Genomic DNA, 14044 nt, shown 5'->3' with positions numbered 1-14044 from the left:
TATGGTTTTTATTCGATTATGAGTTTTACCATTTAACGCCACTGATGATAGAAAGTTGGTCTCAAATTTTAGGTAAAGAAATAGACATAAAAAAAGCGCACCCTAATAGGGTGCGCTTTTTGGTGTTTAGATAAGTTGTAATGAAAACAACGACTCCAATAAAGGATCACTTCATCACATAGGTATAAGCCGATACGATAAGCCAGCGGAAAAATCGAAATAAAAGGGTAGTGGCTTTAAAGGCAAATTTGGTAATTGAGAGCATTGCTTCTGCACCAATGGTCACGCACTTATGCAAATCGGATTCTTTATATTCTGAATAGGTCATGTGTTTTCTCATTTCTCGCGGTTGTCTTTCATATGTAAGTAATGACTCCTGTCTGGCGATGTACCCTGTGCAACTAATGTACGAATATTCATCGATAGAAACTTACCATTTAGTGCCAAATAGTGTGAAAACCAGCCAAAAGATAAAGGGTAGAGAGAAATTAAGTACGTACCTAGGTGTAACTCATCAAGTTACCTAAAAACTGTGACTAATAATGGTATGATCGTGGGTTCAGCACCATAAGTGATAAAAGAATAGGAAACAGAATGACTCACCTTACCGATCAGCAAGAAGCTGCAATGGCGACGTTTAAGGAAAACTTACACCTTCCAAATGGTGGTTTTCATAAACTGATTATCGAGCTAAGTAAGGAATATCAGCTGCCTTTCCAAAAGGTGCGTGCGGTTTTGAAGAAAGCTCAAAAAGACGTCGAACGTCAAATACGCGTAGATTTTGCGAGTATCGATGATGGGGTTCTTAGCCAAGAGAATTGGGTGAACATTATTAAGTCGAAGCTTGTTGAGTTAGCGGAAGAAAACCAAACGGTCATGGATAAGCTGCAACAAAATCTGAAGTATCAAAAAGTGTTGTCGGCAACCAATGGTTCAATCGCAAGTGAAGACGAACGTGATGAGTTGATTGAAGAATTGATTCAAGCTTATGAAAAAGAGGTATTCAAACCTTTACTGGCGATGCTGCATACAACAAAGCTGTATTGGAAATTAATGCTGGTGGATGAGACATGTAAGATGAATGAGGAGAATCGTGAGAAATTCAGTGATTACCCTCAACACATGCAAGCTGCAGAACACTTATATACTCTTGATCAGAAGTTAAGGTCGATGCCGTTAACTTATTAGTCCATGAGTGCACTGATAATGACTCATTGGTGATTCAGAGTTTGATATAAGTTGGTTTCAATAGAAGTACGATAACCTAGCTAGCGTTAGCCGCGTGTGAAATGCAAAAAGGGCTAGGTTTCTGTTCTGTTCTGTTTTACTTCTACTCTATTTTGTTCTGCTAGAGCGAATTGAGGGTGACATCTTTTACATCTTTGGGACTAAACGGTGTTTCTTTTTGTAGCCTATGGGAAATGCTATAGGAGTGTGAAATGTCCTAGGGTGTTTCCGTTGCCTGAAACAATAGTTCCGATGCTTTCTCGTTCATTAAATTCAAAGTCGATGAGATAACTGTGATGTTGTAGCTTGGGCAATATGTGGCGGTGGAGTATATCGCTATTGAGCTGTCGAATCTCTGTGACCCATGAAATTTCTTCTTTGTGTAAGTCTATTTTAATCTTGAGCATTTATTACCTTTTAGTTTATTGACTGATTTGTCGCGTGATAGTTGGTACCAATGGGTTTGTCGTGTTGTTCTGCGTGACATAACTGTGCCTTGTGTTTATTACATTTATATTTAAGTGATCGATCTATTTTGACTTCGCTAACAAAAGAGCGAATGACGATAGATCGGTAGTGAGGATCGAATTTAAAAGCTATTGAATGACTATCTAGGTGAAAGCTGACGCAGAGATGGTGTAACGAGGAAATCGAGAACTGTCTTTGAGGAACTTGGACTTACTTTAGCATTAACAGCTCTATAGATTAGAGCCAAGTGAGGCACTATACGCCTAGTTTTTTGAATTGCAACCCTATTTTTAATTTAATTTAAAAATATTTTTGAATGATTTTCCGTCGCTTATTGAGAGTTAAATGAGCGAAGGACAGGTAATTCACCATGATACCTGACCGATGTTTGGCTTTGCACCGCTTCGTGTTCTTTGTCATTAGTGGTTTTATTTACTCAGCTAATTTAGTGGTTGTTAAGTCTCTGTTATATATAATTTTTACATTGTAAATTGCAATTCGTAACTCTGAGGTTTAGCGTTGTGATTAGGAGATTGAACGTCGTAATTCTGTGATTTAGCTTTGTAATTACAGGGGGGCGGGCACTTTTCCCCATCAGTTTATTCTTCAGGTTGATGATCATTTTCCTCTGCACGTCCTTTTGCTATTTCTGATTCCTAATATCTCTCCTACGCATAATATGAATACTCACTTTTACATTTCTGAATAATAAAGTTGTTGTGTCTCCAGTTTAACGCAAATATAATTGATAATAGTTCTCACTTGCGTTACGGGTTTGTTATCAAAGTAATGACAGACTTTAAATTATCGTTATTTAGCCGTTGTGTACGCCTCATGCTCACCTATGAGTAATGTGACTTTCATTGTCATGAGTGGTGGTTAGTATCAATGGCAAAGGAAGAAACATGAAGAAAACAATCAATTCAGTTCGCCAGTTGTTAAGCGGACTTGCCATCGTTCTTGCATCATCATTCCTGATGACCGCTCAAGCGAAAACCGTGACCATTGAACACGTAAAGGGCACGGCGCAGTTTACTGAAGTACCACAGCGCGTTGTAGTACTTGGCTTTGGTAGCTTGGATGTGCTTGATCAAATTGGTGTACAGCCAGTTGGTGCGCCTCATAGCTTGCTGCCTGATTACCTAGCTTCGTACAAAGAAACGACAGCAAATACAGGATCATTGAGTGAACCTGATTTTGAAGCTATCTACATGTTGAAGCCTGACATCATTATCGCGGAAAACCGCATGCTTAAGGTTTACGACAAGCTGGCACAAATCGCTCCAACGGTCATGTTCTCTATTGAAGGTGATAAATACTGGGCTGATGCTCAGCAAAACTGGCGCGCGCTAGGTGACATCTTTGGTAAGCAAGCTGAAGTAGAAGCGATCATTAAAGAGACTCAAGGTTCAATCACTGCTGTAAATGACAAAGTAGCGTCTGACGAAACTTCAGCAATGATGCTAATGAACAACGGTAACAACATCGCGATGTTTAACAAAGGCAGCCGTTTCTCAATCATCTTTGATGACTTTGGTTTCGTGGAATCAAAGAGTGCAACAGTGGCTCCAATTAAAGGGACTCACGGCAACCTAATCTCGTTCGAATACATTGCTGACGCAAAACCTGAAGTGCTTTACGTTCTTGACCGCGAAAAAGCGATTGGCAAATCAGAAGGTCGCGCACAACAGCTGTTTGATAACCCATTAGTTGCGGCGACACCTGCAGCGCAGCAAGGCAACATCGTTTACCTTGATTCAAGTGCTTGGTATTTGGCTGGTGGTGGCGTGACAGCGATTCACCGAATGTTAGGTGATATTGAGCGTACGATTCAATAGTTACTAATCATCAGATTTTCGGGCTTATAAGAGCGTTCTTATAAGCCCTTTTTCACTTTTCATACGGACTCGATGAGCCCTATCTTTAGTATTATTTCTATGTTGAAACCCATTGCCGCTGCTGTATTTCTTGTTGTGTTATGCGTTATGTCATTGATGATTGGAGTCGCTGAGATCAGTTTTAGCGACTTCTTCAATGGCAACCAACACGCTAACTCTATTTATGTTGTTAGTCGAATCCCTCGACTGTTCGCGATTGTGCTTGCCGGTGCGGGCTTGAGTGTCGCTGGCTTGATCATGCAACAGATCGTGCAGAATAAGTTTGCCGCGCCTTCGACTATGGGCACCATTGACTGCGCCATGCTTGGGTACATAGTCGGTATTCTAGTGCTAGGTAATGCAGCGCAATGGAGCTACTTAGGTTTCATTTTCGCGTTTGCGGTTTTCGGAACCATGCTATTGGTCCGTTTTCTACAACACCTGAAGTTCAAGAATGCGGTGTTGGTGCCTTTGATTGGCATCATGTATGGCAACGTTGTTTCGTCTCTAACAACCTTTATTGCTTATAAGTACGACTTAGTACAAACCATGTCGGCATGGACAATGGCGAACTTTGCGAGTGTGTTGCAAGGCAGCTATGAAATTCTTTACCTCGCAGTGCCTGCTTGTATATTGGCTTACTACTTCGCGAGTCAGTTCAGTGCGGCGAGCATTGGCGAGAGCTTTGCAAAAAACATCGGCCTGAATTACCAGAAGATCGTTTTCATTGGTGTTGCGTTGGTGGCTATCTGTGCTTCTTCTGTAGTGATGATTGTTGGTGTCATCCCTTTCCTTGGCCTTATCGTGCCAAACATTGTATCCCTGATGATGGGCGACAACATGAAGAAGATCCTACCTTGGACAGCCTATTGGGGCGTTATCTTGGTGTTGGCTTGTGACCTGTTAGCTCGAATCGTCATCTTCCCTTATGAGATTCCAATCTCGATGGTAATCAGCATCTTCGGTGGCTTGATTTTTATCTACCTAATCATGAGAGACAAGTCGAATGCGTGATTCAGTAAAAATTGCGATTCTGGCCATCGCGTCTTTGTGTATGGCGGCAGTATTTGTGGGCCAGGGACTAACGTGGGATAACTACGAGTTCTTTTTGTCTTTGCGACTACCAAAACTGTTGTCGATTGTGTTGGCTGCGGTGGCGATCTCTGCATCGTCATTGGTTTTCCAAACCATCACCAATAATCGAATTTTAACGCCTTCAATCCTGGGCTTTGACAGTTTGTACATGTTGGTTCAAACGTCACTTTTGTTTGTCTTGGGTGGTACCAGCTTTTGGGTGATTGATTCAATCGCGAACTTCTCATTGTCTGTCTCTGTAATGATCTTGTTTTCATTTTCTCTGTTCCATTTTTACTTTAAGAGCAAGCGAAACAACGTATTTACACTGCTGCTGATTGGTATTGTGTGTGGCAGCGTGTTCTCGAGCTTATCTAACTTCTTGGCGATGTTGATTGATCCGAACGAATTTGCGGTGCTGCAGAATGTGATGTTCGCAAGCTTTAATAACGTGAAAGGAGAACTGGTTTACCTAAGCCTAATTCCATTGGGTTTGAGCTTGCTTGGCCTGTGGCTGTTGGCTCCTAAGCTGGATGTACTTTGGCTTGGTGTTGATAACGCGACAAGCTTGGGCGTAAACACCAAGCGACTGACTCAGATTACCTTAGTGATTGTGTCAGTGATGGTCGCGGTATCTACGGCTCTGGTGGGCCCTGTGCTGTTCTTTGGTTTGATCACCGTTAGCTTAGCGCGTCAGATATTCAGATCTTATCAGCATCGTGTGCTTATCATCGCAAGTAGCTTGTTAGCGATCGTTCTATTGGTTTCTGGCCAATGGTTTATTGAAAAAGTGATGTCATTTGAAACCACTGTGAGTGTGATCATTAACTTGGTCGGCGGTTTGTATTTTATGTTCTTGTTGTTACGCACCAGAATTCAGTAAAGGTAGTAAGTAGTGATTAAATTAACAGGTTTGAGTAAGAAGTATGGCAAGACACTTGTAGTGGATGATGCCAGTGCCATGTTCCCGAAAGGGGAAGTGACTTCTATCATTGGCCCAAATGGTGCGGGTAAAAGTACGCTGCTTTCTATGGCGAGTCGCTTAACCGAAAGTGATGCGGGCGAGGTCGTTATTGGCGATAAGTTACTGGCTGAATGGGATACCAAAGAACTAGCGAAGCACCTTGCCGTCTTAAGACAATCAAACAACATCAATATGCGATTTACGATTCGTGAGCTGGTTTGTTTTGGTCGTTTTCCGCATTCCCAAGGTCGCTTGAAAGACGAAGATCATAAAGTCGTTGATACGGCGTTAGAGCACCTTGGTATTACCGATATTCAAAACAAATACTTAGATGAGCTCAGTGGCGGTCAGCGTCAAATGGCGTTTATCGCGATGGTTGTGGCACAAGATACCGACTATGTGTTCTTAGACGAGCCACTAAACAACCTAGATATTAAACACTCTGTGGAGATCATGCAGACGCTGCGTCGTTTAGCGCATGAGTTTAATAAAGCGGTAGTGATCGTGATTCACGACATCAACTTTGCTTCTTGTCACTCAGATAACATTGTCGCGATGAAAAAAGGCCAAGTGGTTAAATCGGGTAAGGTTTCGGAAGTGGTTGAAAAGTCCGTGATGGAATCGATCTACGAGATCCCGTTTGAGATTCGCGATTTCGATGGAGTTCGAATCTGTATGTACTACTCAGGTTGCTAAGTAGCTGCCTCGCTGTGCTATTTGAATCTGTAGTGATCGAAATGAAAAGAGCTCCTACGATATGAGGAGCTCTTTTTGTCTTTATTTATAGTCGCTTTTTAAGGTTTGCTCAGTTTTAGTAAATTCGATGAGTTCATCAATGTACATAGAGCCAGTGAAAACAGATATACACATTACCGATTATCAATGACCAACGCTGTTAATCAGTTATTAATTCATATTCAAGCTTAGTAAGGATTGCAGGTGCGAGTGATTCTAAATCGACCGTCGTATATCCATAGAAATTTGGTCTAATTTCACTACGTAGCTTAGTTAGAGAATCTTTTGTATTTTCTTCCATCATCAATTTGTCATTAAAATCAGCGAGTAACTTGAGTTGTTGCGCAGAGAGAGGGGATAGGTATTCGCTGTAACCACCGACAGAGCTGTATAAGAGTTCATAGCGACCACCTTCTGCTTCTTCAATGTAATAATTCCCTGAACGCGCAATATTGGATATGGCAGCATGTTCTGTTGTCGAGTTAACGAAGTTAGTTTCCAAATAAGTGGCGCTGCCTGCGTGGTAGTTCACATCAGCGACAAAACCCGGTTTAGGGAAAATGAGAAAAGCATCTATTGTGTCGTTGGATGTTATTGCAGAAAGAATAAACTTACTGTCTTTGTAGTACTTTATCTGTACCTCACCATTCGACATCTTGGTATAAACCGGAGAGCCAAATGTCTCTTCTAAAATGCCACTGGAAGCACGAATATAGACTTTAGAAAGACGCTCGTTAGATGGAGCATCTGAAAAGTTAGAAATTAAGAGGTCCCAACCTTTGCTTCCCATATCAATAGCATCGTTGAACTGACCACCTGCGATGATCAGCGCAATGATGGCAAGGATAGAGTTTGGTGTCTTCTCTCTCATTGTTTCAAGAAAATCTTTTTGATCTTCATTGGGAGCTTGTTGAGTTAAAGAAATGTCTTCTTCTGGTGCTGTTTTATCAACAGATGAAGGTAGAGCTTGTTCTGACATGATAAAACCTTATTCAGCAACAACTTGAGGTGCTCGTGCAACCACACGGGTACATAAATATTCTTCGACATCTTTTTCTACAGAAACGCTTTCTGTTACCCAGGTAAACTTCATTAGCTGGTTGGTTAGTTGTTTTGTGGTCGATTTAGCGGTTACGGTTGTAGTCACAACATTGTCTTTACGATCGGCTGTTACAATCTTCTTTTTCTCCGAGGTTCGATTTGTATCAAGCTCTTTTTGCACCATGGCTTCGAGAGACGCAGCTAGCGATGCTCTCGCCTCCATTGAAGCTATGTCCATATCAAGCGTCATGTCTCCCATACTTTCAACACAAGCAACACCCGCGATTAAGCCTTCAGGCAAATCAGATTGTGGGTTCATGCGCCAGCTAGGAAATTCGGAGTTAGCGGCTGCTTGAAATGACAATGTAGTAATTGCAGCGATAATTAGAGTCTTTTTCATGTTTTATCCTTAAATCATATTCTTTTCGTAATTCACTTCTGCTTTACTTACTTTTTTCAAGTAGTTGCGAGTTTCCGCTGCAGAATGCTTTTGTTGGATAGTTTGGAATACTTGTTGTGCTTCAAGCTGGTTAATATTCTTGATTGCAACTGAGCGTTTGCCACCGAAAATATGATAGATTGGCCCCATGCCTCCGTTGTAAGCCGCTGTTATGCAGTACTTTAAGCTCTCTTCATTGGTAACGCCTTTGAAGTAGCGAGAGCGTAGCAAGTGCAAATAAGCGGTACCGACCTCAATGTTTTTTTCGGGGTCGAATAGATATTCTTTATTCAGTAACTGCTGTTCACCAAATAGGAAGTTTGTCGCATCTAATCCTGCGGAACTTGGGACAATTTGCATCAGGCCAAAGGCAGGAACATGTGAGGTTGCTGTAGGGTCGAAGGCGCTTTCTGTTTTGATGATAGACAGTATAAATTCAGGCTCAAGTTTGTATTTTTCTGCGTAAACTTCAACGGTATCAAAAAAGCGTTGTTCTTTACGATTAAGCCAACTTGGCGGAAAAGAAATGACGGCTTTGAGAACGGTATTGCCTTTACTATCTTTGGCTTTGGTCACGGCCACATTTTCAAGAGCTTTGTCTAACTCTTGGGCCTGAACCTTTGGTGTTTCGGAAATGGGTAAGAATGTTTTGTCACTGAGTTTTTCAACGTTTGTTGCTTTAATCAGTTCAGAGGTATAAGCATCGGCTTGTTGGGCTTCGCCAATGGTCAGCTGAGATGTTCGCACGATCTCTTCTTTGAGTTCTTCTATTGAGGTTGTTTCACCTGCAATAGTGGTGACTTGAATCGTATTTTTCTCGAAGTTAACTTCACGCTTTATTTGTAGAGAGGGGCTGTAGCTGACCCACTTAAATTGGTCGCTAAAGGTAGGATTATCCCAAGAATCTGAAACTTTGGTTTTAAACTTATTAAACTCTTGTTGAGCTTGCGCCACATATTGATCGAATTCGCAGTTCTTTTGCACTTTGTAAAGATCAAATTGGGCTTCACTGCAGAGTTTGTATTTTTCAAACTCATCTTTAGCTTCAAAAGGTTGATTGACAAAATGTTCGATGCTAGGGCAACTTTGTTCGGTAATTGAAAGTTCACACGCTTGCTGCAGCGTGTCAGCAGATGCCCATCCACTAGAGAGCAGTATTGCTAAAGGGGATAGCTGGCAAATTATTTTCTTCATATCTGTTCCTTGACCGAGGGATTAACCTTTCTCTATCGAGAGTCGTTCCATGACAAAATCACAGTGCTCGAAATAGTTCAGGATCAATCCAAACCCTGGGGTGTCTGTTGATAAACGCGATTCATCCAATCGCTCAAATCGAGAGGTATCAATTTTTGTAGGGCAGAGCAATGCGATATTGGTATCGTATGTCTCTTGTTCATCGTTGAGCAGTGCTTCGATTCCGTCATACTGATTTCTATCTGGAAACTCGATAGAGTCGCCATCTGTGACTTGATGGTTTTCAACTAACACGCCTGTACTGCCATCTTCATAAACTTGAAACAAAGAGAGATAACCCGCTTGGTTTGAGTTGAGTTGAATAAAGTAATGGTCGCCAGCATTGAGTCGTCGCTTGGATGATTGAATATCTATACTTTCATCTGAATAGTTGAAAAATAGGTGGTTATACTTTGCTTCGGGTAGTATTAACTGGCCACTGCCGCTGGAGAGCATCCACCCCCCAGCAAACCGCTCGATATCTATATCCGGCAGACATTGGTGTTGTTCTACCCAGTTTTTTAGCATGGTCGTTGTTGACCAGTATGGGTGTAATTCACTGTGACATTGTGATTTCTTTAACCAAGCAGAGAGCTTTTGTGCAAATGACTCGGGGTCATATTGAACTTGAACATAAAACTGGTTTTGCGATTTTTCACTGTTGATAATGGTGACGTTGTTTCGGAAAACCACATTGGATATGGATTCTTTATGAGAAGCCGCAGATTTTTTTAACTCGCCATTCTCGAAGGTTTTAGTACTGGTAGTATTACTGACTATTCGGTTTTCAACACCTTTAGCCAGATCATAATAAGCCGCGTCTTTAGCTTGTTGATAAGTGTTGCCTTTGCCGAACCCATAGCTCAAAGTTGAGTCCAATGGTACTTCCCCGTACCAAGACGGGGAAGCGAAAGCACAGGCACTCGATAGTGAGATGATTAGCGCTAGGGTCTTCATTAGTCTTCTTTTTTTCCAAGATACGGAGACTGTCGGATAGTCCAATTGGCTTGGTTTTCTGCGGTGCCATATCTGTAGGTGGAAAAAGAAATAGATTTACCACTTTGCGTTGCTGTTACTGCATTCTCTCTACTATCAGTCCCGTAATTAAGGTTATTATTACTAGCTAGCTTTGATAGAGTCTTGTAAGGCTTAAGGTTCATGATTAACTCATTCCCAATAATGGGCCCACTTAGTACTTGTGCGGAATATGTATTATTATTATTACAACCTTTGGTATCATTTGTGTTGAGAATAGACCAAGCTAAACGTCCTTGGGCACCAACAGAAGGACCTTCAACAAACCAACTACAGTTATTGCTATCTAGGTAGTGACCTGCAATTAGTTGATTCGCACTTGCAAAAGCTACGGATTTTACAGAGCTGATGTTTTTGAACACAAGATTACCGTTTTTGTCGGCTGCAAATTGAGCGCTCATGTCAAAGAACTGGGTTTGTCCGGTATCTTTGTTGGTTACCGGAACGCGCAGCATGGTGACTTGATTACCCGCGCCTTGGAAGTGAGCTCCTTGGAACGCGATATCTAGATTAGAGTTCTCTACATCCGCAGCGAAAGCTGTTGATGAGATAAGAAGAGCGGATGTTGCTAAAAGTGTTTTCTTAAACATGGATATAAGCCTTAATCAATGTTTCAAATAGGTTGTAAATTGAAATAGTTTTAAAAGTGGTACGATCTTAAAAGAGACATGCTCTTAAAGTGATATAGTCTGGTTACCAGTAATTGTTGGATGTTGACGTTTTAAATCCCCCATCTCAAAAGAGGCAGATTTCACTTTGTCGTAAACATCTTGATAAAGCGTATTCACATCCTTGTTTCCCTCGATCATTGACTTCATGAGGTAGTAACTAAACAGGCGATGACCTTTTTCTTGGTACATATTGGAATACTCTTTATCGCGTCCCGCGGTGATCACGACCATACGCTCAGGATCGATACTGACTTTTTTCGGTGCCAGTCTGGAGGCGGCAACCCCTTTGATGACCGATACACCATCAGTCGCTCCACTGAAACAACTATCTACCATAACGACTATCTTGCCTGCTTTGCTGCTAGACAGTGTTTTGTAGAGGTTATCGAGTTTGAAGAACTCATCATCAGTTATGTAGTCAGGGATCTTATCTTGCGGGAGAATGTAAGGAGCATTATCGGGAATCGCGGGGATACCGTGTCCACTGTAGTAAAAGTAAACCGTATCGCCTTCATCGACGTTGTCTAACATTAAACGTAACTTATCTTTAATCGCACCACTGGTTGCGTCACGGTCAATGAGCTCGTAGACGTGCCTTTCTGGAACCCCCAGAACTTTTGTCGCGACGTCAGACATCACTTCACCACTGCTGCGCGCAAAGGCTACTTGATCTGAATTTGCGTAATCTTCTATAGATAGGTTGAAGAACCAGTTGGATGAATTACTTTCCACAGGCACAAAGCCATTAAGTAGTTGCTTCAATTCATCAGAGGCGGTGTTGTCCGTTGCCGAGAGGCGTGAATCGACTTCAAACGCATCGATTAAGTTAGGGTTTTGCATCTCTAGCCCTGGAGTCGCGGCACTGCTTGGGCCACTGTTAAGAACCACACTCAGAGCTTCGGGCTGATAATTACTTTTAGCCACATCCCCTGAGAACATTGCGTCATTGTAGTTGCCTTTTATATTTACGAGCTCTAGTTGATTCTCGTCATAAGAGTAGGTGAGTGCGAGGTCAAGGTCATCGATATTGCTGAAGACATCACGCGCCTGCTCAAGAGGTACATTTAGAATAATGTCTCGCTGATAGTTTTGATTTGACGCTTTAAACAACAGGTGCATTTGCTGGTTTTCAGCATCATAACTCTTTGTTGTGACGACCGGCTTACCCATTACATCTCTAAAAGCCTTAGCAACGAGTCTAGTTTTTTGCACGCCCAAGTTGCCCTTTCGAGAGTCTGCCCCTTCTTGTAGGACTCGAATTTTGGCATTTCGAGCTTCTACTTGTTGACGGTATTTAAGTTGTATAGCGGCTATTTGTTGTTGTCGTTCTATTCGCAATTTTTCGACGCGTTGATCAAATTGAGTTTTGGTTTCAAATTGATCTTTGACGATTTCTGGCGCTTTGGGCAGATCAGGCTCTCGAACTGGTGGTGGGATGTCTGAGTTGCTCAATGTGGTGTGTTGTACTTCGTATAAAGATGCGACAGCACCAACCAATGACATTGGGTCGTCAGATTGTATACATCCGATAGAACTCGTCATGTATTGTTGTTCGATAGAGGGCTCTTTTCCTGAAAATAGGTCAATATTATTGCTTGCTTTTTTTTGTCCGCCGCGAGTGATGACCTTGCCATTCAGCGAAATAGGAGCATCAACTTGCAGCTCTCCGCCAAGTTGCCAAATATCAGGATTAGATGAACATACAGTTCCCTGTTTAGAGTGCGAAAATTCAAATTGATTGTCAGCGTTAGCAAAACTAAAAGTTGGTGCTAACGCAAATAGCATACCTGTGACAATTCGATTCCGTGTCATTAGATAAGTCTTCCGTATGGCCGTAGTGTCAGATGAGCTCAAGACCATATAGTCTAGTTGAATATCACTCAATAGCACATCAATCGTAATGAGATGTAAGTCAATGTTTGTTTTGTTAAATGTGAGCAAGTTTTTCTTAATTTGGAATGGATGTTTCTTAATTTTCTTCTATTTGAGAAGCTTAGGAGTTGGGGGGCTTGCTTTTAGAGCTCAATTGATTCGCTATATTTATAAGTATTGGTGTTCTCATGTTAAAAATTGCTGCACTTCTCTTGGGCGCTATCGGCGTTTTTATTGGAATTCAGTATGGAGATGAGATGGTTAGTCAACTGGATAGTGGTACTGAAGCTGTTCTCAATACAATAGAAAAACTGAAAGGTTAAGGTGAAGTATGTCTATTTTCTCATTTGACGATTTTCTGGAACGCCTAAAGGATTGTGAACGAATCATCATTCAAGCTCATGACTTTCCTGATCATGATGCGGTAGGCTCCGCTTTTGCTCTCGCTTATTTACTTAGGAGGAAGGGTTTTAAACCACTCATTACCTATCAAGGCTTTATTGACCGTGTTTCTTTACATAATTTGATTGGGTGGCTTGATATTCCCATAGTCAAGTCACACCAGTTAGATCTAAAACCCAATGATAAAATCATTGTTGTGGATGGCTGTATTGGTGAAAAAAACGTTACCGATTTACCGGGTATAGAAGTTGGTGTGATCGATCATCATCAGGTTATAGCACCCAGTTTCGTTTGGTTTTCAGATATTCGACCTAACTATGGCGCAACAGCTTCCATTATGGTTGAGTACTTTAATCATTACGAGCTTCCAATTCCCGAGCGCGTAGCAACGGCTTTACTTGTTGGATTAACGTTCGATACGGCAAATTTTACCCGAGCAATGAACAAAGCTGATATCAAAGCCCTCTTTCAACTTCAAAGCTGTGCCGATATGAATATGGTAAATCGTATTTGTCGTAACCAAATCGAATATCAAGAATTGAAGTTATTTGATTTCATGTTTGAGTCTATTAGGAAAGACGGAAATTGTGCATTTGGGAGTTTACCAGAAGGGTGCCCCAAAAATATGCTGGGAGTACTTGGTGACTTTCTACTTACCGTTGATGAAATAGATATTGTTGTGTTGAGTGCCCGTAGCCATGAGAGAACATTCGTTTCATTACGCTCTGAATGTCCCAAGAATGACGTGGCTAAGGTGTTAAAGAGGTCGCTGAATGATACGGGTGTTGGTTTTGGTGGAGGACACTCGCATATGGCTGGTGGTGTTGTTAATCAAGTGTTTAATCATTCTAATGAACAGAGTTTTATTTATGATCTGATTCGTCCTCAATTGATTGTTTGTTGAATCTAAACGATTGTTTTTATCTGATTCACTTCAAACTGATGTATGCCGAGTTTTTGACATGCATATCAACTCACCGTTAGTTTGATGTCACTCGAAGATCTA

The 14044-nt window shown here is 41.6% G+C and carries 14 protein-coding genes; 7 read left to right on the top strand and 7 right to left on the bottom strand.

Annotated features, from left to right (window positions below; genetic code table 11):
• Window positions 1–594: 594 nt before the first annotated feature.
• Window positions 595–1188, top strand: a complete 594-nt coding sequence (locus L4C44_RS06945) for a hypothetical protein (protein ID WP_428804684.1) — start codon at window positions 595–597, stop codon at window positions 1186–1188.
• A gap of 236 nt (window positions 1189–1424) precedes the next feature.
• Here the strand turns inward: L4C44_RS06945 and L4C44_RS06940 are convergent, their stop codons facing one another.
• Complete coding sequence (locus L4C44_RS06940; RefSeq protein ID WP_004731601.1) at window positions 1425–1634, bottom strand: hypothetical protein; 210 nt, start codon at window positions 1632–1634, stop codon at window positions 1425–1427.
• A 966-nt stretch (window positions 1635–2600) separates the two neighbouring features.
• Here L4C44_RS06940 and L4C44_RS06935 point away from each other — a divergent pair.
• The 4 genes from L4C44_RS06935 (at window position 2601) to L4C44_RS06920 (ending at window position 6306) form a co-directional block, all read left to right on the top strand.
• Window positions 2601–3533, top strand: coding sequence for a siderophore ABC transporter substrate-binding protein (locus L4C44_RS06935; RefSeq protein WP_146490803.1), 933 nt, complete (start codon window positions 2601–2603; stop codon window positions 3531–3533).
• Window positions 3534–3632: 99 nt separating this feature from the next.
• Window positions 3633–4586: an ABC transporter permease gene (locus L4C44_RS06930; RefSeq protein ID WP_146490802.1), complete on the top strand. Its 954-nt coding sequence runs from the start codon at window positions 3633–3635 to the stop codon at window positions 4584–4586.
• Window positions 4579–5529, top strand: coding sequence for an iron chelate uptake ABC transporter family permease subunit (locus L4C44_RS06925; protein ID WP_428804683.1), 951 nt, complete (start codon window positions 4579–4581; stop codon window positions 5527–5529). Before L4C44_RS06930 ends, L4C44_RS06925 begins: the two co-directional genes overlap by 8 nt.
• Window positions 5530–5541: 12 nt before the next feature.
• Window positions 5542–6306, top strand: coding sequence for an iron ABC transporter ATP-binding protein (locus L4C44_RS06920; protein ID WP_428804682.1), 765 nt, complete (start codon window positions 5542–5544; stop codon window positions 6304–6306).
• Window positions 6307–6505: 199 nt separating this feature from the next.
• Here the strand turns inward: L4C44_RS06920 and L4C44_RS06915 are convergent, their stop codons facing one another.
• From L4C44_RS06915 to L4C44_RS06890, 6 genes are all read right to left on the bottom strand, one after another.
• Complete coding sequence (locus L4C44_RS06915) at window positions 6506–7324, bottom strand: ETEC_3214 domain-containing protein (protein WP_428804681.1); 819 nt, start codon at window positions 7322–7324, stop codon at window positions 6506–6508.
• Between the two features lie 9 nt (window positions 7325–7333).
• Complete coding sequence (locus L4C44_RS06910) at window positions 7334–7786, bottom strand: hypothetical protein (protein ID WP_017102532.1); 453 nt, start codon at window positions 7784–7786, stop codon at window positions 7334–7336.
• A gap of 9 nt (window positions 7787–7795) precedes the next feature.
• The gene (locus tag L4C44_RS06905) at window positions 7796–9019 is read right to left on the bottom strand and encodes a murein transglycosylase domain-containing protein (RefSeq protein ID WP_428804680.1); all 1224 of its coding nucleotides are present in this window, start codon (window positions 9017–9019) and stop codon (window positions 7796–7798) included.
• A gap of 21 nt (window positions 9020–9040) precedes the next feature.
• On the bottom strand, window positions 9041–10015 hold the full coding sequence (locus L4C44_RS06900) for an LPP20 family lipoprotein (RefSeq protein WP_428804679.1): 975 nt from the start codon (window positions 10013–10015) through the stop codon (window positions 9041–9043).
• Window positions 10015–10683, bottom strand: coding sequence for a hypothetical protein (locus L4C44_RS06895; protein WP_428804678.1), 669 nt, complete (start codon window positions 10681–10683; stop codon window positions 10015–10017). The genes L4C44_RS06900 and L4C44_RS06895 overlap by 1 nt, the downstream gene beginning before the upstream one ends.
• Window positions 10684–10767: 84 nt before the next feature.
• Complete coding sequence (locus L4C44_RS06890) at window positions 10768–12576, bottom strand: caspase family protein (protein ID WP_428804677.1); 1809 nt, start codon at window positions 12574–12576, stop codon at window positions 10768–10770.
• 248 nt (window positions 12577–12824) lie between these two features.
• On the opposite strand from L4C44_RS06890, the gene L4C44_RS06885 reads away from it, so the two are divergent.
• The gene (locus tag L4C44_RS06885; RefSeq protein WP_428804676.1) at window positions 12825–12959 is read left to right on the top strand and encodes a hypothetical protein; all 135 of its coding nucleotides are present in this window, start codon (window positions 12825–12827) and stop codon (window positions 12957–12959) included.
• Window positions 12960–12967: 8 nt separating this feature from the next.
• Window positions 12968–13942: a DHH family phosphoesterase gene (locus L4C44_RS06880; RefSeq protein WP_428804675.1), complete on the top strand. Its 975-nt coding sequence runs from the start codon at window positions 12968–12970 to the stop codon at window positions 13940–13942.
• Window positions 13943–14044: the final 102 nt, after the last annotated feature.

Origin of the sequence: Vibrio satsumensis (assembly GCF_050337435.1) — a bacterium.
Lineage (GTDB): Bacteria > Pseudomonadota > Gammaproteobacteria > Enterobacterales > Vibrionaceae > Vibrio > Vibrio satsumensis.
Note: the sequence above shows the minus strand (reverse complement) of the source record. Positions and strands in the feature narration are given on the sequence as shown.